The organism is Halosolutus sp. DAT137, assembly GCF_059736405.1.
Genome location: NZ_JCAQID010000008.1, coordinates 131,344 through 148,389, shown reverse-complemented (window position 1 = coordinate 148,389; position 17,046 = coordinate 131,344). Strand labels below are relative to the sequence as shown.

Genomic DNA, 17,046 nt, shown 5'->3' with positions numbered 1-17,046 from the left:
GACAGTAAGTGCGAATGGTACTTTCCCAATGTACGACCTGACAGGATTCCAGCGGGACTTGCTGTACGTCATCGCTGGCGAGGAGGAACCCCACGGACTGGCGATCAAAGAAGAACTCGAACAGTACTACGAAAAAGAGATTCATCACGGACGGCTCTACCCGAACCTCGATACGCTCGTCGACAAGGGCCTCGTCGAGAAGGGACGGCGCGATCGGCGGACGAACTTCTACACGCTCACCCGTCGCGGCCGTCGCGAACTCGAAGCCCGCCGCGAGTGGGAAGCCCAGTACGTCGACCTGTAAGACAGCCACTCACGTCGCGGGCGGTCGCGTCGCTCCGCTCGTCTCGTGTACCGGAGATTCCTCGCGAGCGTCGCCGCTTGGAATCGGTTCGCGGTCGACACCCGATTTTCGGTTCGGTGTGGTTCGATATACCGCCGGTTCATAGTGGGACCTGCAAGCCAGTCTGCTATCCGATCGCGTTGCGTTGGGCCGGCATGGACGCACGATCAGACCGCGCCGGACCAGTGCGGGCCGGACCGGTGTCGTTCCTGCGGGCGGTTATCGCCGGAGTACGGGAGAAGAACGTTCCGTTCATGGCCTCGAGCATCGCCTATCAGGCGTTCATTTCGCTCGTTCCCTTGCTCGTTCTGGTCTTTGTTGCCGTTTCGGTTCTCGGTGACGAACAGTTTGCGACCGAAGTCGCGGCCGCGACGGAGGGCGTTCTCCCCGAGAGCGGACAACTGATTCTCGAGAACGCGATCGAAGATTCGCCGGCGACCGCCGGTTCGTCGATCATCGGGCTGGTCGTGGTGCTGTGGGGTTCGTTGAAGATCTTTCGCGGACTGGACACTGCGTTTTCGGAGATTTACGATTCGGGAAGCGAGAACTCGTTCGTCGAACAGATTCGCGACGCGCTGGTCGTCTTCGGCGCGATCGGCATTGCGTTGCTCGCGGCGGCCGCGGCGAGTATCGTGTTCGCATTCTTTCCGGACAGTCTCTTCGTGGGGCTGTTGAATCCGGTATTGCTCGTCGTCGGCTTTACGCTCGCGTTCCTGCCGATGTACTACGTGTTTCCCGACATCGACGTGACGGTTCGGGACGTGGTTCCGGGAGTTGTCGTCGCCGCCGTCGGCTGGGCGGCCCTCCAGTCGCTGTTTCAGGTGTACGTCGCCGTCGCCAGCGGATCGGAGGCCGCCGGTCCGGTCGGCGCAATTTTGCTGGTGCTTACGTGGCTGTACTTCGGGGGCCTGATTCTGCTCGTGGGCGCAGTCGTCAACGCGGTTTACACCGGGCGACTCGATCCCGAGGCGACGGCAGCGATCGAATCCGACGACGCCGAGACGGCGCTCGGAGATCGACAGCCCACACCGGCGGAGCGGGAACGCAACCAGCTCGTAGAGCGAGTTGCCGCCCTCGATCGAGAGCGGAACAAACTCCGGCAGGATCTGGCCGCCCAGCGGGATCGTCGGGACGCCCTCGAAGACCGCGTCGATCGGCTCGAGCGAACGACTCGAACTCTCGAAGGCGAAAACGAGCGGCTTCGCCGGCGACTCGAACGCCGGCACGAACCGGTGTGGCGGCAGGGAGTCCGGAAACTGCTCGCGCGTACGGTGTCGCTTCGTATCGCCTCGATCGAACACCGGGATGGGTGAGTTCGCATCGGCTCGATCGAAAATCGAGGGAAGCACCCGGTCACGACCGAGCAACTGCGCCGCCGCCTCTCGCCGTCGATCGAGGTGACGTGATCGCGCAGTCGGGACAGCTTAGTCACTCGGGCTTCCAGCCAGTATCGTGTCGTATCCCGTTCGAGACGTCCGTCACCGGATTCAGACCGACCACGCCGAGATCGTCGCGGGAATCGATCGCTGCGCCGAGCGCGTCGCTGCCCCGTGGGAGACGGCGCGGACGACCGACCGCGCCCGCGTCGTGGAGACGCTTCGATCGGCGCTCGAATCGGCCGGCCTGCTCGAGCACCTGCCGCTGGTCCTTGTGAATGCAGTCGACGCGACTGGATACACCCTCAGGGCACGCCCAGTGTCGGCACCGCCGTACGTGGTGGTGACGAGTCGCGGCCCGCTGCTGCGGGCGACGATCGATCCCGGTCGACTCGTGATCCGGTTCGACGTGTTCGAGGTGGTCCGCGATCCGGGACCGGCCTACCGGCGACTCGACGGGGTACGCCTCGACGTATCACTCGAATAGCGACATCGCGCCCGCGCGATCGACCGAACGACCGATACGATTTTCCACCGGGAGGACCTCACTGCGAGTCGATGCATCCACGCGCAGCGACGTTTGCCGAGCGGGCATGGGAGCGCTACGGGTTCGATCCCGACGTCGAGGAGTTTCCGGAGGGAACCAAGACTGCGGCGGACGCCGCCGACGCGGTCGGCTGTGCCGTCGGCCAGATCGCGAGTTCGCTGGCGTTCGACGTCGACGGCTCGCTGGTCGTCTCGGTGACGAGCGGGGCAAACCGGGTCAGCGAAGCGGCACTCGGTGACCACTTCGATGCGCCCGTCGATGCCGTTTCGATGGCGGACCCCGATCGAATCAAGGGGACGCTCGGATGGTCGATCGGCGGCGTCCCCCCGTTCTGTCACGAGCAGTCGGTGCCGGTCGTTCTCGACGAGACGTTGCTCGCCTACGAAACCGTCTGGGCGGCCGCCGGAACCCCGGATGCGGTCTTCCCGGTCGATCCCGAGGAGTTGGGACGGTATGCGGACGCAGACCAGATCAGCGTCGTCGGCTAATCGTCGAGAGACCGGTTGCCCGGCCGTGCGAAAGATTGTTATCGGGTTCTGATTTTCTGTGGCCAATTAATAATATCGTCAGCTTCATTAGTAACCCTGCGTAACTGACGGGTATCGCTATGAGTGACAAATCACGTTCGGCCTCCCGTCGAAAGCTTCTCGCATCGTCCGGATCGCTCGCGCTTCTCGGTATCGCCGGCTGTCTCGGCGGTAACGACGATGGCGACGAGAGTGGTGATGGCAACGGTGACGAAAACGGTGACGACGGCGACGACCATAACGAGCTGGACATCGAGACTTTCGAGCTGTACGATCGAAACGCCGAGAACGAAGAAGTCCTCGTCGAGTTACACGACGGCCACTGGGATTACGTTCCCCTGCTAGTCGAGAACGGCAGTCAGCGCGCGTTCGACGCGCACGTTGCAGATGCGGACGGCGACGAAGTACGGCTCGGAGAGGACGAGGAGTACACACTCAACGCCGAGTTTGCCGATATCGACGAAGCGGAAGAACTCATCGAGATGGAGCCACACGGAGATCACCTCGACGTTACCGGCACCGAAACCGGAACCACCTACGTCGTCGTCCAACTCTGGCACGACGATCACGCCGAGTGGGAGTCCCCGACGCTTGAGGTTGAAGTAGTCGAAGACCTGGACGACGATCACGATCACGACGATCACGATCACGACGACGGCCATGACGATGACCACGATCACGACGACGGCCATGACCACGACGACGATCACGATCACGACGACGGCCATGACGATGACCACGATCACGACGACGGCCATGACCACGACGACGACCACGATCACGACGACGGCCATGACCACGACGACGACCACGATCACTGAACGAGCCGATCGATCGCACTGCTGATCGGGTTCTGGGCGGTGACGATCCGTCCTGGCAACGAACGAACTCGGTCGGTACCGGAAGTCGATCCGGTCGTATCCGTTTTTGCGTGTTCAGGCTGGCACCGTTGGGTAATAACCGTGAGTTCGACAGCAACCGAAAACACTAGCAGGCCGGATGCAACTGGGAGTGATTATTAACGATCCACTCTAAAATAATAACCCTTTTATCTGCGCGCATACAGCCATCAGGTATGACGCTGTCACGCCGATCGGTGCTCCAGACCGGTGGTGGAGCGATCGCTCTCAGCACGATCGCCGGCTGTTTGAGCGAACCCGAAACCGAGGAGTCGCCCGAGGCCGAAGGGGGGTACGCCGCGTTTTTTGCCCTGTGGAACTGGACTGAAGCGGTCGTCGGCGGCGAGATGACCGTCGGCAACCCCGTGGATGTCGGGCAGATGGGACACGGATGGGAACCGGATAGCGATCTCCAGCGGGATATCGCCGATTCGGCGTTCTTCGTGTACCTGGATATTGGCGAGTTTCAGTGGGCCCAGGATGTCGCCGCGGACCTCGAGGGCGACGACGGGCAGGTGGTGTTGATCGACGGGATGGACGGATTGGACGATCAGTTGCTTCCCGTCGATAGGCACATCTGGGTCGATCCGGTCATCGTCGCTGACATCGTCGAGACGATCGCCGATGGGATCGGCACGGTCGATCCGGACAACGAGGAGCGCTATCAGGACAACGCCGACGCGTACATCGAGCGAGTCGAGAACGTCGACCAACAGTTCCGAGAGGTGGCCGAGAACGCAACACGGGACGTGGCTGTCTTCGCCGGCCACGACTCGTTCCGATACCTCGAAACCCGGTACGAGTTCGAGTTGCATACGCCGCGGGGCATCTCCCCGGACGAGGTCGAAACCAGCGAAGACATCTCCGAACTTATCGGAGTCGTCGAGGAACACGACATCGACACGATTCTCTACGACCCGTTCGAGATGCAGAATCCGGACGACGACGTTCCGGAGATGGTCGATGTGTTACTCGACGAAACCGACGCCACCGACTACGAACCGCTCACACCCGCTGAAGGAACGACCGAAGAGTGGAACGACCGCGGCTACGGGTGGATCGAACAGATGACTGAAATAAACGTTCCGTCGCTCGAAGCCGCCCTCGGTGTCGAATGACCGGCGTATTCGACGGTGTCAGAACCTACGAAAGCGCGAGAAGAGCGCCCCTGAAATGGAAGATATAAAACGATCCGCGTCGGACTACGGAGTGAACCTGTCGTGACTCCCGTTGCAGATATCGACAACGTGACATTCGCCTACGGCGATACCGTCGCCGTAAGAGATGTCTCGCTGACGATCGAGGAGGGCGACTTTCTCGGACTGATCGGTCCCAACGGCTCCGGCAAAACGACACTGTTGCACCTGATGCTCGGTCTCTACCGCCCGGACAGCGGCTCGATCGAGTTGTTCGGAGAGCCGGTCGACGAGTTCGATCAAGGAAGTCGAATCGGCTACGTCTCCCAGAAAGCGACCAGCCAGGGCGGGACGATGCCAATTACGGTCCGGGAGGCCGTCACGATGGGACGGTTTCCCCACGTCGGCCACGGCCGGTTGTCACAGACGGACCGAGAAATCGTCGCCGACGCGTTGGAGACGGTCGACATCGCAGACCTTGCGGATCGCCGCATCAACCAGCTATCCGGCGGTCAGCGACAGCGGGCCTACATCGCCCGGACGCTGGCTTCCGAGGCGGATCTGCTCGCACTCGACGAGCCGACCGTCGGCGTCGATGCCGAATCGCGCGACGCCTTCTATCAACTGCTGGACTCGCTGAACGAGTCCGGAATTACGATCGTCCTGATCGAACACGACATCGGCGTCGTCACCGATCGGGCGGATCGCATCGCCTGTATTAATAAGCGCCTCTATCACCACGGCGATACCGAATCGTTCGTCGAAAGTGACGCCCTGGAGCGAGCCTACGGCTCGACCGGGCAGGTCGTTCATCACCACCACTGATGAGTCCACGCCCAAGAGAGATCGTCCAGTACGTCGGCATCGCGTGTACCACAGTGCTCGCGGTCGTCATGATCGGTTTCGTGACCCTCGAATGGCTCCGCCAGTCGGTTGCCACCGCCGACCTCCTCTACGACCAGTTTCTGATCGCCGGACAGTGGCTCGACTACTATCTCGGAACGCGCGTCTTCTCTCACGCGTTCGTGTTGCGATCGGTCGCAACGGTCGTTCTCGTCGGGATCGCAGCGCCCCTGGTCGGCACCTACCTCGTCCACCGGGAGATGGCACTGATCGGGGAGACGCTGGCCCACACCGCGTTCGCGGGCGTGGCTATCGGACTCCTGTTCAGTTCGACGACCGGGTGGGGCGGTGAACTCCTGTTCGCCGCGCTCGTCGTGGCGATCATCGGCGCACTTCTCGTCCAGTTTCTTGCCGAACGGACGAACACCTACGGCGACGTTCCGATCGCGATCATGCTGACCGGAAGCTTCGCACTTGGGACACTTATCATCGGATACAGCGGCGGACTGGGCGGCGTCAGCATCGAAGACTACCTCTTCGGGAGCGCTGCCATCGTCCCACGAAGCGGCGCGCGGATGGTCGTCGTTCTCACCCTGGCTGTCGCTGCGGTCGTCGCCGTGACGTACAAACAGCTCCTGTTTATCACGTTCGACGAACAGGCGGCCCGGGTCGCTCGACTCAACGTCACCTGGTACAACGCGATCCTGATCGTGATGACCGCAGTCGTCGTGGTCGGCGCGATGCAGATTCTGGGCGTCATCCTCGTCGCGGGAATGCTCGTGATTCCCGTTGCCGCCGCCTCGCAAATCGCGAACAGTTTCAGAGAAACGCTCGTGTTTTCGATCCTCCTGAGCCAGCTTTCGGTGCTCGGCGGCTTTGGCTTCGCGATCCACCAGAGCCTGCCACCCAGCGGATCGATCATTCTGGTTGCGATCGCACTCTACCTGGTCGCGATCGCCGTCTCCGGCCGTTCTGGGACCGCCATTTCGATGCACTGAGCGCCCGTCCCTGCGTCTCGTGGTAGCTGTTCGCACCGAGTGTCTCCACCGGATGGGAATGCAGCCGTGTGTTTAACACTGCGCCACCGAGACGTTCACACGATGGGACGGTTATCCGAACTATTTGAACCCGAGTCAGTCGCCGTCGTCGGGGCGACCGATCGCGAGGGTGCCGTCGGTCGGGCGATTCTGGAGAATCTGCAGTCCGACTTCGACGGCACCGTCGTCCCGGTCAATCCGACGCGAGACGAAGTGCTCGGGCTGGAATGTTACTCGGACGTGAAGAGTGCACCACCGATCGATCTCGCGGTGGTCGTGGTCCCGCCGAAAGTCGTCATCGAGACGCTGCGCGAGATCGCCAGGGCGGGGACCCGAAACGTCGTCGTGATCACCGCCGGATTTGCCGAAACGGGCGGCGACGGTGCCGAGCGCGAACGACAACTGCGCGACGTCGCAGCCGAATACGATCTGAACGTCGTCGGCCCGAACAGTCTCGGGATCATGTCGACGCCCGTCGGGATGAACGCGACGTTCGGCCCGGAGGGCGCTCGCGAGGGGTCGATCTCCTTTATGAGTCAGTCGGGTGCGTTCATCACCGCGGTTCTCGACTGGGCTAACGAGCAAGGAATCGGATTTCAGGACGTCGTCTCGCTTGGCAACAAGACCGTCCTCGACGAGACGGACTTCATCCGCGAGTGGGGAGACGATCCCGACACCGACGTCATCATCGGCTATCTCGAAGATATCGACGACGGACAGGCGTTCGTCCGTGCGGCCCGGGAGGTCACCGACGAGACCCCGATCGTCCTCGTCAAATCCGGACGCACGGACGCGGGTGCACAGGCCGCATCGTCGCACACCGGGGCGATCGCCGGTAGCGAGCGGGCCTACGAGGCCGGACTCGAACAGGCGGGCGTGATCCGCGCCCGTTCGGTTCAGGAGCTATTCGACTACGCGCGGGCGCTCTCTGGCCTCCCCCAGCCCGAAAGCGACGGCGTCGCCGTCGTCACGAACGCCGGCGGTCCGGGCGTGCTCACGACCGACGCCGTCGGTGATTCGTCGCTCAGCATGGCCGGTTTCACCGACGAGACGATCGACGACCTCACCGAGTCGATGCCCGCGGAAGCGAACGTCTACAACCCGATCGACGTCATCGGGGACGCGGATGTCGATCGATTCGACGAGGCACTCGACACTGCGCTCGCGGACTCGAACGTCGGTAGCGCCGTCGTCGTCAGCGCGCCGACCGCCGTCCTCGAGTACGACAAGCTCGCGGAGACCGTCATCGAAAAGCGAGAGACCCACGGGAAGCCGATCGTCACGAGCCTGATGGGCGGCCAGCGTGGTCGCGCTGCCGAGGAGGTGCTCCGCGAGTTCGGCATTCCGAACTACTTCGATCCCGCGCGGGCCGTCTTGGGTCTCGACGGATTGGCTCGCTATCGCGACATCCGCGAGCGGACGGTAGATGATCCGACCGCGTTCGACGTCGATCGAGACCGCGCCCGCGAGGTATTGAACCGAACGACGAGCCGCGACAGCAACCGCCTCGGTGTCGAGTCCATGGAGTTGCTCGAAGCCTACGGCATCCCGACGCCCGACGGCGAGATCGTCGACGATCCCGATCGCGCCCGCGAAATCGCGGCGGGAATCGACGGGGACGTCGTGATGAAGATCGTCAGCCCCGACATCTCTCACAAGTCGGACATCGGCGGCGTGAAAGTCGGCGTGGCCGACGAGGACGTCTACGACGCCTACGAAGACGTCGTCTCTCGGGCACGTAATTACCAGCCGGACGCGACGATACTCGGCGTTCAGGTTCAGGAGATGCTCGACCTCGAGGAGTCGACCGAAACGATCGTCGGGATGAACCGCGACCCGCAGTTCGGCCCGCTCTTGCTGTTCGGCCTCGGCGGGATCTTCGTCGAGATTCTCGAGGATACGTCCGTTCGGGTCGCCCCGATCGGGGAGGACGAGTCTCGAGCGATGGTCGACGAGATCCGGTCAGCCCCGCTGTTGCGCGGCGCTCGGGGTCGGGAGCCGGCCGACGTCGATGCGATCGTCGAGGCGATTCAGCGACTCTCCCAGCTGGTGACCGACTTCCCGGCGATTCTCGAACTCGACGTGAACCCGCTCGTCGCGGGACCAGACGGCGTACAGGCGATCGACCTCAGACTGACGATCGATCCGGAGGAACTATGACCGATTCACCCACCGACGACACCCAGACAGACACCACGAACGAGCCGACCGAAGAGAGCACCACGAGCGAGCTGACCACCGATCGCGACACCCCGAACGACGCCATACTCGTCAGCTCGCTGGCAGAGAGCACCGGAAAGACGGCCATCACGCTGGCACTTGCCCGGCTTGCCGAAGCCGACGGCGACAGTGTCGGCTACATGAAACCGAAGGGGACGCGACTAGAGAGCAACGTCGGCAAAACCGTTGACGAGGACCCGATGCTCGCGCGCGAACTTCTTGGTCTCGACGCCGAGATGCACGATCTCGAGCCGATCGTCTACTCTCCGACGTTCATCGAGCAGGCGATCCGCGGCCGGGAAACGTCCGCCGAACTCCACGATCGGGTGCGAGAGGCTTTCGAGTCGCTCGCCCAGGGCCGCGATCGGATGTTTCTCGAAGGCGGTGGCCGGTACGACGTCGGCGGCATCGTCGACCTGACCGACGCGGAGGTCGCGGAGCTACTCGACGCTCGCGTCCTGCTCGTCGCGTCCTACGAGGTTCCCGGCGACGTCGACGAGATCCTCGCAGCAGCAGACGCCTTTGGCGACCGACTCGCGGGCGTCTTGTTCAACGACGTGCCGAACGCGGCGTACGACCAGCTCGAAACCGACGTCGTCCCGTTTCTCGAAGGTCGAGACGTGCCAGTCTACGGCGTGATTCCGCGAGAGCGAACGCTCTCGGGAGTAACCGTCGGGGAGCTCGCGACGGAACTCGGTGCGAGGCGTCTCGTCGAGGCGGGCGAAGACGCATACGTCGAGCGGTTCGCCGTCGGTGCGATGGGTGCCGACAGCGCACTCAGACATTTCCGTCGGACGAAAGACGCCGCGGTCATCACCGGCGGCGATCGCGCCGAGATTCATGCGGCCGCCCTCGAAGCGCCGGGCGTCCGCTGTCTCATCCTGACCGGGGGACACCGTCCCTCGGGCGCGATCGTCGGGCAGGCGACCGAAAAGGGCGTTCCGATCCTGTCCGTGGACACGGATACCCTCACGACCGTCGACCGCGCCGAAAACGTCGTCCGGACCGGCCGCACGCGAGACACCGAAACGGTCGATCGGATGGAAACGTTGCTCACCGATCACGCTGCCGTCGATGCCATCCTCGACGCAGAGTCGATCGACTGAGAGGAATTGTTGTACCGGTATGCCGGCGAAGGCGTTCAGCGTCTCACGACGATCGTCGATAACACGTCTATCTCCCGACCGGTTGTCGCCAGTAACCGCTCGGCCGTTCGAGACAGGCGAGAAACCTGATATTGTACCGTCGCGCGACGGTGTTCGCTGAAGACCATTTCCGTCTCGGTCGAAACGCGTCGGAACTGCCCGATACGGGCAGATGTGGCGTCTCAAGTCGAGGATCCGATTCGGGAAAACCGAGAATGATCCGGAAAAGGGACCGAAACGGTCTCCGAACTATAATAACGGGCCACAGGTGTGCTGTTGTATCGATGGTGGGTGACCTCGCGGAGCAACAGTCAGCGCTGATCCCGGCGGCGTTCAGCCCGGCGTGTTATACGTGCGTTCGCTCGCTCGCCTCCCGCGGCGTGCGGACGATCGTCGCTTCGGAACACGGAGACAGTCCGGCTGGCGGCTCACGGTACTGCGACGAGGAAGTGCGGATTCGATCGCCCGAGACCGATCTCGTGGCGTACAAAGACGAACTGGTACGAATCGCCGTCCGCCCGGACGTACGGACGGTGATTCCTGTTCGACCGTTCGATCCGTACGTTCTCGCGGCATACCGTGATGAATTCGAAGACCACGTCTCGGTGATGGTTCCATCGATCGAGACGCTCGAGACGACCAACGACCGACTCGCGCTCTTCGAGGCTGCAGTCGACGCCGGGGTCCCGGTTCCGAAAACCCGCTGTCTCGACGACTGCGATCGGTGGGATGACGACTACATTATCAAGTCTCGGTACAACCTCCTTACGGAAACGCACGCCCCGTCGTTCGCGGAAGGGGAGTCGGGTATCGAAAAGAAAACGTACCATCTCACGGCCGGCAATGAACCAGATCGGGAGGGGGTCGTCTCGACCATGGGACACGAGCCGATCGTCCAGGAGTACGTGCGAAACGAGGCGCAGTACGTCTTTGGCGCGCTGTACGACCACGGGACCGCAGTGGCGACGTTTCAACACCGTCAGCTCCGCGGAACGTCGTATTCCGGTGGCGGCGGCGTCTATCGGGAGTCGATCTACGACCCGGAGCTGGAGGCCGTCGGTCGACGGCTCTTAGAGAGCCTCGACTGGCACGGGATCGCCTGCATCGAGTTCGCGAAAGACGAAGCGACCGGCGAGTACAAACTGCTCGAGATCAATCCGCGGTTCTGGCAGTCGCTGCCGTGTGCCGTTCGTGCCGGCGCGGATTTCCCGGGGTACTACTGGTCGCAGGCGACCGGGAGACCGGAATCGATCGATCCCGGCTACGAAACCGGGGTCAGAAGCCACTTCCTGTACGGCGAGTTTCGCCATCTGCTGAGCGTCCTGCAGGACGATTCCACGCTCGTCGAGCGCCCGTCGCCCCTCCAGACCGCCGCAGCAATCGCCCTCTCGTGTCTGCTGATTCCCCGGTTCGACGTCGCTCGTCTCACCGATCCCGTGCCGTTCCTCCGCGGTCTGGGGCGGGTCGTGAAAACGCAATCTCGGAAACGGTCGAACCGACGGCTTCGGCCGTGGCGCTACGTTACCGGGTGAAACTGGTCACGCGCCGATCCCACATTCGCCGCCCGATCGGGTGGATACTGACGTTCGGAGACGGGGAGGTAGAGACCGGTTTTCAGGGACGAGGACCGTTACTCGACGGTGACGCTTTTGGCGAGGTTCCGGGGTTTGTCGATCGATCGATCGAGGACGTTGGCCAGCCAGTAGGCGATCAGCTGGAGCTGGACGTTCGACAGAATCGGCGTGAGTCGCCAGTGTGTGTCCGGCACCTCGAGGACGTGGTCGACGTGGTGGTCGACGAGTTCGGGCGCGTCCGTAATCGCGACGACCGGCGCTCCCCTGGAGCCGACTTCCCTGATATTCCCGAGCATCGTTTCGGGGTTCGCGCCGCCGGAGACGAGCGCGAACACGGGCGTTCGATCGGTCACCAGCGCCAGCGGGCCGTGTTTCAATTCGCCGGCCGGGAACCCTTCCGCGTGCTTGTAGGTAATCTCTTTCATCTTGAGGGCCCCTTCGAGGGCCACCGGTGCGTCGTATCCCCGGCCGATGACGAAGTACGCGTCCGCGTCGACGTACTGTTTTGCGATCGACTTCGCCGTTGAATCGTCCAGGATCGACTGGATCTGATCCGGAAGCGCTCGCAGCGACTCGATAAACTCGCGCGAACACGCCCCGGTCAGCGCACTCGAAAGCATTGCGAGTGCGACTTGCTGTGAGGCAAAGGTTTTGGTGGCGGCGACGCCGATCTCCGGTCCGGCCCGGATGTACATCACGTGATCCGTTTCGCGCGCAGCCGAGCTACCGACGACGTTCGTTACGGCAAGCGTCTGCGCGCCGACGCTGTTTGCCGACCGGAGCGCTTTCAGCGTATCGGCCGTCTCGCCACTCTGTGTGACGCCGACGACCAGCGTCTCGTCGTCGACGGGGATCGAGTCGGTGTCGTACTCGCTGGCGAGAAACGCGTTCGCGTCGAGACCTCGCTCCCGGAACATTCGCGCGCCGTACAGCGAGGCGTGATAGGACGTTCCACACGAAACGAAGTGGACCCGTTCGGGGACTTCCAGCTCCGCCAGTTCCTCGATCGAGATACTCTGGTCCAGTTCCTGCGGTCGACCACGGAGACACTGGCGAAGCGCGTAGGGCTGTTCGTTGATCTCCTTGAGCATGTAGTGGTCGTAGCCGCTTTTTCCGGTGTCCTCTGCGTCCCAGTCGACCGTCTCGACCGGCATGTCGACGAGGCCACCGCGACCGTCGGTGATTTCGACGCCGGAGGGGCGAATCGAGACGATTTGGCCGTCTTCGAGGTAGACGACGTTGTCGGTGTACTCGAGAAACGCCGGCACGTCGCTCGCGAGATAATAGTCGTCCTCACCGATTCCGAGGACGAGCGGCGACTGGTTGCGCGTGGCGTAGACGGTTTCGTGCTCGGAGAAAACGGCGGCCAGTGCGTAACTCCCATCGATACGATCGACCGCGCGCCGAAACGCGGTTTCGGGGTTATCTCCCTGGTCGAGCGCCGCCTCGATGAGGTGCGGAACGACTTCTGTGTCGGTCTGGCTCTCGAACGCGTGGCCACGCGCTTCGAGGGCCTCGCGAAGTTCCTGATAGTTTTCGATGATCCCGTTGTGAACGACGGCGACCCGACCGTCACAGCCGGTGTGCGGGTGTGCGTTAACGTTCGAAGGGGGACCGTGCGTGCTCCACCGCGTATGCCCGATGCCGGCGAACCCCCTGAGTTCGTTCTGGGGCAGTTCCCGTTTGAGTTCGGAGAGTTCTCCCTTCTGTTTGTAGACGGACAGGGTGCCGTTAGCGATGGCTATCCCGGCCGAATCGTACCCTCGGTACTCGAGACGAGACAATCCGTTCAACAACACTCCGGGTGCGTTACCGTCGGACTGGTTTCCGACGTACCCGATAATCCCGCACATCAGGATCGCACCTCCATCCCGTCCTCGACGGTTCCGCGAACGGTCGTCCCGGGATGGATACTCGCCTGCGGCCCGACGAGCGTGCCGGGGACGTACGTTACGCCGCCGCGGTCGTCAACGCGGTCGGCCAACAGCGCACCGAGTCGCTCGTCCTCGAAGACGCGGTCGCCCACACGGACATCAGCCGGCCCGCCCGGAATCGTCGATCCGGGACCGACTCGTACTCCGGTGCCGGTGACGCACTCGACCACTGTTGCGTTGGCTTCGATCCGCGTGTCCGTATCGACGACGCTGCGCTCGACGACAGCGTTCGAGCCGACCGTCGTATTCTCGCCGAGACACGTATACGGCCCGACCACCGCACCGGGTTCGATCACGCAGTCCCGATCGACGACCACGGGTTCTTGCACCACGACCGACTCGTGTACCGTCGCTTCCTCAGAGACACCCGATGCCTGCCGATCGTCGTCGACGCCGGCGTTCAACAAGGTCGTAGAGAGTGCGAGCAGGTCCCACGGGTAGGTCGCGTCGACCCAGATGCCGCTGGAGACGGCCCCGCGAATCGGTTCGTCCTCCCCGACGAGAGTTTCCAGTCCGTCTACCAGCAGTCGTTCGCCGTTTCGCGGCGACGCCGATCGTACGGCATCGAACACCGTCTGTTCGAGAACGTAGATTCCCGCGTTTAGGTGGTAGTCTCGGTCATCCGAAGGGTTCTCGACGATATGAGAGACGCGATCGCCGTCGAGGAGGACGCCGCCGTACTCCGCGACGTTCGAGCGCTGTAACAGACCGATCGTCGCCGCGGCCCGTTCATCGTGGGCCTCGATCGTGTCGCGGATGATCCGCGACTCGACGATCTGGTCGCCGTTGATCGCGACGAACGAGCCGTCGACGGCGGATTCGGCGGCGAGCAGGGCGTGTCCGGTTCCGAGTTGTTTCTCCTGGGTCGCGTACCGTAGCGGAACGTCTCGATACGACGGCCCGAAATACGACTGGACGCGATCGCGCTTGTAGCCGACCACGACGATGATTTCGGAAATTCCGGCATCGATCAGGTGGTCGAATACGTGCTCCAGTATCGGTTTCGTCACGACCGGCAGCATCGGTTTCGGCCGGTTCCTCGTAAGCGGGTCCAGTCGGTTTCCTTCGCCGGCAGCGAGAACCACCGCAGTCGACGTTCCCGACCGTTGCTCTGCGGACGACATCTCCAGCTGCAGCTTCGAGCGTCGCAATCCGGTGTCTGTCATACTCTCCCCGAAGGCGAGTGCCTATTTTTGAACCATCGACAGTCATAGCAGTTCAATTATCAATATCACGGATACGTATGAGATAGCCGGATGATGATCGTAGAAATAGTTTTTTGCCCGACAACAGAAACGACGCCGGCCGTTGCCGCGGTGTTTTTGCGAGTGATGAGACGACGGCGACGGAATCGATCGCCTACTTGCCGCCGAGTAGTGGACAATTTGCTGCGGTCATCGAACCATACCGGTGAGCCGAGATCGCCGGCGAACGCGATCCGGCCGGGTTGGTTGCTACCGTCCGTCTCGACGATCGACGCGGGTCGACTCGCCCGGTGATTCGTGAGTGTGTCATCTCGATCCGCCACGATGGAGACTCGTCTCGCCCTCTGAAATCTGAACCCGACGCCAGGCAGTGTCTCTCCCGAAGCGTACGCTATCCGCCGGTGGATTACCAGTCCGCCACCGATCGAACACTTCGCTGGATGAGACACATCGGTCACCGCTGTTCAACGGCGTTCGGGCGACTGCGAGACCGACGGCTGGAAGGAACGACGGCTGGAACGGCCGCCAGCAGGGCACCGAACCGGACGACGTCGCCCCAGCCGTCGCGCCGACGGTAAACTCCAGTCGCGTCTCGCAGTGAACTCCAGTCGCGTCTCGTTCTCGTAAGCGGACGAGAGACCCGATCGCAGAGTCGTCGGCATCCGGCGCGTGGAGTGAGTCATACCCGTGACGCGGTGGATACTGACCCACTCCTGGCGCGGTCCATCGTCGACAAAGAGCGGTTGGGACAACGTGGGACTCGGGGCAAACGGGTAGTCGGCGGCTGTTGCTGGCACGTTGCTTGCCCAGATCGACCGTAATTCGGTACTGATCGACGTAATCGACGATTTCGACACGCTTCGTCCGGTCTCTCGCGACAGTCTCGAGACCGGTGGTCGCAGGTTACCCTCGGTCGGTAGTGGGACGTTTGTTCGGGTAAGAACGGATTTTACGCCGTCGATTTCGGTTTTGTTTCCCCGTCTGCGGTCGTAACGTGTAGGCATGACCGTCGTATCTTCTGATGCATTCTGGATATTGTAGAAGTGATTACGATAATTTAACCAGTTCTGCAAGGAAAAGTTTATGAGCGTAAGCTGGAGTTGCGCAACTGCATGGCGAAAAACCTCCGTTCGTCCGAAGAAGACTCCCCGCAGACGACCGGCCGTAAGCCGCGATTATCCCGCCGAACCTACGTGCGATCGATCGGGACCGTGGCAACAGCGGCAGTCGCCGCGGGCGCTGCCGGTACCGTCGCAGGCGACGAGGACGATCGCGACGACAGCGTGGTCGTCGATACCGACGGGTCGACCGTCGAAGCCGAGACGCCTGACGGCGCGACGCGCTCGGCCGGCGACGTCGGCGAACTCGTTAATACCGTCATGGACGACGGGTATCGGGATATTACGATCGAGGGTGGAACGTACTCACTCGACACGCAGATCCGAGCGCGGGATGAGATGTCGCTACGCGGGCGCGACGAGCCGACGTTCGAGATCACGTGGGAGAACACCACGGTCACACACCAGGGCACGGCGTTCGACATCGCCGTGTTCACGAATCCGCCGACGAGCGACGTGCTGATCGACGGCATCTCGTTCGACGCGGTCGAGAAGCCGGTTCACGACAGCGAGAGCCAGATCATCGGTGACCCTCGAAACATCACGACGAAATACAACTGGACGATCAGGAACTGTACGTTCGATCACATTCCGAAGTACGCGATCAACGTCGACAACCACAGGAACGTCGTGATCGAGGGCTGTTCGTTCTCCAACGGCTCTCACTGGTGGGATGGAATCCCGCTCAGACTCCACACGACGAGGTCGGCGCGCGTGGTCGACTGCGACTTCGATCGCAACGAGAACCCGAGTTCCTTCCCCGCGCTTCGACTCGACGGCTGGGACTCGACGGTCCGCGGCTGTACGTTCGAGGATATTTACGCCGCCGGCATCGACGTCGTCGACGACCACGTCAATCACGGCATCTCGTTTTCGGTGAGCGACTGCGAGTTCAGCGGAACCGGCGGCGCGAGCGGCATCACGGTCGATCACGCGGGGGCCGCTGACAACGAGATCGATGAGAACACGTTCGCGGACCTCGACCACGGCATCCAGGAAATTTCCGGCGGAGGGACCCGCGTCACCGAGAACCGGTTCGACAACGTCGGGACGGAACTGGCACTCGCCGCCACCTCGGTTTCGACGGGCAACACGCGCATCGTCCGCAACTAGCCCGTCGAGTCCGTGTACTCGATCGATTC

14 protein-coding genes are annotated in these 17,046 nt (G+C 62.6%); 12 read left to right on the top strand and 2 right to left on the bottom strand.

Annotated elements, in window-relative coordinates:
• The first annotated feature begins 28 nt into the window (after positions 1 to 28).
• The 11 genes from AC6I6L_RS13865 (at position 29) to AC6I6L_RS13815 (ending at position 11,605) form a co-directional block, all read left to right on the top strand.
• The gene (locus AC6I6L_RS13865; protein ID WP_008164003.1) at positions 29 to 304 is read left to right on the top strand and encodes a PadR family transcriptional regulator; all 276 of its coding nucleotides are present in this window, start codon (positions 29 to 31) and stop codon (positions 302 to 304) included.
• 194 nt (positions 305 to 498) lie between these two features.
• Positions 499 to 1,656 (top strand): YihY/virulence factor BrkB family protein, encoded by a 1,158-nt coding sequence (locus tag AC6I6L_RS13860; RefSeq protein WP_497918358.1) that lies wholly within the window; start codon positions 499 to 501, stop codon positions 1,654 to 1,656.
• A 139-nt stretch (positions 1,657 to 1,795) separates the two neighbouring features.
• Positions 1,796 to 2,206: a DUF7988 family protein gene (locus AC6I6L_RS13855; RefSeq protein ID WP_497918357.1), complete on the top strand. Its 411-nt coding sequence runs from the start codon at positions 1,796 to 1,798 to the stop codon at positions 2,204 to 2,206.
• 71 nt (positions 2,207 to 2,277) lie between these two features.
• On the top strand, positions 2,278 to 2,754 hold the full coding sequence (locus AC6I6L_RS13850) for a YbaK/EbsC family protein (protein WP_497918356.1): 477 nt from the start codon (positions 2,278 to 2,280) through the stop codon (positions 2,752 to 2,754).
• Positions 2,755 to 2,873: 119 nt separating this feature from the next.
• Positions 2,874 to 3,614: a hypothetical protein gene (locus AC6I6L_RS13845; protein ID WP_497918355.1), complete on the top strand. Its 741-nt coding sequence runs from the start codon at positions 2,874 to 2,876 to the stop codon at positions 3,612 to 3,614.
• A 254-nt stretch (positions 3,615 to 3,868) separates the two neighbouring features.
• The gene (locus tag AC6I6L_RS13840; protein ID WP_497918354.1) at positions 3,869 to 4,810 is read left to right on the top strand and encodes a metal ABC transporter substrate-binding protein; all 942 of its coding nucleotides are present in this window, start codon (positions 3,869 to 3,871) and stop codon (positions 4,808 to 4,810) included.
• A 102-nt stretch (positions 4,811 to 4,912) separates the two neighbouring features.
• On the top strand, positions 4,913 to 5,653 hold the full coding sequence (locus tag AC6I6L_RS13835; RefSeq protein ID WP_497918353.1) for a metal ABC transporter ATP-binding protein: 741 nt from the start codon (positions 4,913 to 4,915) through the stop codon (positions 5,651 to 5,653).
• Positions 5,653 to 6,669: a metal ABC transporter permease gene (locus AC6I6L_RS13830; RefSeq protein ID WP_497918352.1), complete on the top strand. Its 1,017-nt coding sequence runs from the start codon at positions 5,653 to 5,655 to the stop codon at positions 6,667 to 6,669. The genes AC6I6L_RS13835 and AC6I6L_RS13830 overlap by 1 nt, the downstream gene beginning before the upstream one ends.
• 102 nt (positions 6,670 to 6,771) lie before the next feature.
• Entirely contained in the window at positions 6,772 to 8,868 is a 2,097-nt protein-coding gene (locus AC6I6L_RS13825; protein WP_497918351.1) for an acetate--CoA ligase family protein, read from the top strand.
• The gene (locus tag AC6I6L_RS13820; RefSeq protein ID WP_497918350.1) at positions 8,865 to 10,034 is read left to right on the top strand and encodes a phosphotransacetylase family protein; all 1,170 of its coding nucleotides are present in this window, start codon (positions 8,865 to 8,867) and stop codon (positions 10,032 to 10,034) included. Before AC6I6L_RS13825 ends, AC6I6L_RS13820 begins: the two co-directional genes overlap by 4 nt.
• Before the next feature lie 323 nt (positions 10,035 to 10,357).
• A complete protein-coding gene (locus AC6I6L_RS13815) occupies positions 10,358 to 11,605 on the top strand; it encodes a carboxylate--amine ligase (RefSeq protein ID WP_497918349.1) in 1,248 nt (415 codons plus the stop codon).
• Positions 11,606 to 11,703: 98 nt separating this feature from the next.
• Here AC6I6L_RS13815 and glmS read toward each other — a convergent pair whose 3' ends face one another.
• Both glmS and AC6I6L_RS13805 read right to left on the bottom strand, forming a co-directional pair.
• On the bottom strand, positions 11,704 to 13,500 hold the full coding sequence (glmS, locus tag AC6I6L_RS13810) for a glutamine--fructose-6-phosphate transaminase (isomerizing) (protein WP_497918348.1): 1,797 nt from the start codon (positions 13,498 to 13,500) through the stop codon (positions 11,704 to 11,706).
• Positions 13,500 to 14,705 carry a sugar phosphate nucleotidyltransferase gene (locus AC6I6L_RS13805; protein ID WP_497918610.1) on the bottom strand — a complete coding sequence of 402 codons (1,206 nt, stop codon included), beginning with the start codon at positions 14,703 to 14,705 and terminating at the stop codon, positions 13,500 to 13,502. Before AC6I6L_RS13805 ends, glmS begins: the two co-directional genes overlap by 1 nt.
• Before the next feature lie 1,193 nt (positions 14,706 to 15,898).
• On the opposite strand from AC6I6L_RS13805, the gene AC6I6L_RS13800 reads away from it, so the two are divergent.
• A complete protein-coding gene (locus AC6I6L_RS13800; protein ID WP_497918347.1) occupies positions 15,899 to 17,017 on the top strand; it encodes a right-handed parallel beta-helix repeat-containing protein in 1,119 nt (372 codons plus the stop codon).
• Positions 17,018 to 17,046 lie beyond the last annotated feature (29 nt).

Excerpts from the sequence above, each read along its gene's own strand:
- AC6I6L_RS13830 (WP_497918352.1), top strand. The coding sequence starts at position 5,653 with ATGAGTCCACGCCCAAGAGAGATCGTCCAGTACGTCGGCATCGCGTGT.
- glmS (WP_497918348.1), bottom strand. The coding sequence starts at position 13,500 with ATGTGCGGGATTATCGGGTACGTCGGAAACCAGTCCGACGGTAACGCA.
- AC6I6L_RS13815 (WP_497918349.1), top strand. The coding sequence starts at position 10,358 with ATGGTGGGTGACCTCGCGGAGCAACAGTCAGCGCTGATCCCGGCGGCG.
- AC6I6L_RS13865 (WP_008164003.1), top strand. The coding sequence starts at position 29 with ATGTACGACCTGACAGGATTCCAGCGGGACTTGCTGTACGTCATCGCT.
- AC6I6L_RS13820 (WP_497918350.1), top strand. The coding sequence starts at position 8,865 with ATGACCGATTCACCCACCGACGACACCCAGACAGACACCACGAACGAG.
- AC6I6L_RS13860 (WP_497918358.1), top strand. The coding sequence starts at position 499 with ATGGACGCACGATCAGACCGCGCCGGACCAGTGCGGGCCGGACCGGTG.
- AC6I6L_RS13800 (WP_497918347.1), top strand. The coding sequence starts at position 15,899 with ATGGCGAAAAACCTCCGTTCGTCCGAAGAAGACTCCCCGCAGACGACC.
- AC6I6L_RS13850 (WP_497918356.1), top strand. The coding sequence starts at position 2,278 with ATGCATCCACGCGCAGCGACGTTTGCCGAGCGGGCATGGGAGCGCTAC.
- AC6I6L_RS13840 (WP_497918354.1), top strand. The coding sequence starts at position 3,869 with ATGACGCTGTCACGCCGATCGGTGCTCCAGACCGGTGGTGGAGCGATC.
- AC6I6L_RS13845 (WP_497918355.1), top strand. The coding sequence starts at position 2,874 with ATGAGTGACAAATCACGTTCGGCCTCCCGTCGAAAGCTTCTCGCATCG.
- AC6I6L_RS13805 (WP_497918610.1), bottom strand. The coding sequence starts at position 14,705 with ATGTCGTCCGCAGAGCAACGGTCGGGAACGTCGACTGCGGTGGTTCTC.
- AC6I6L_RS13825 (WP_497918351.1), top strand. The coding sequence starts at position 6,772 with ATGGGACGGTTATCCGAACTATTTGAACCCGAGTCAGTCGCCGTCGTC.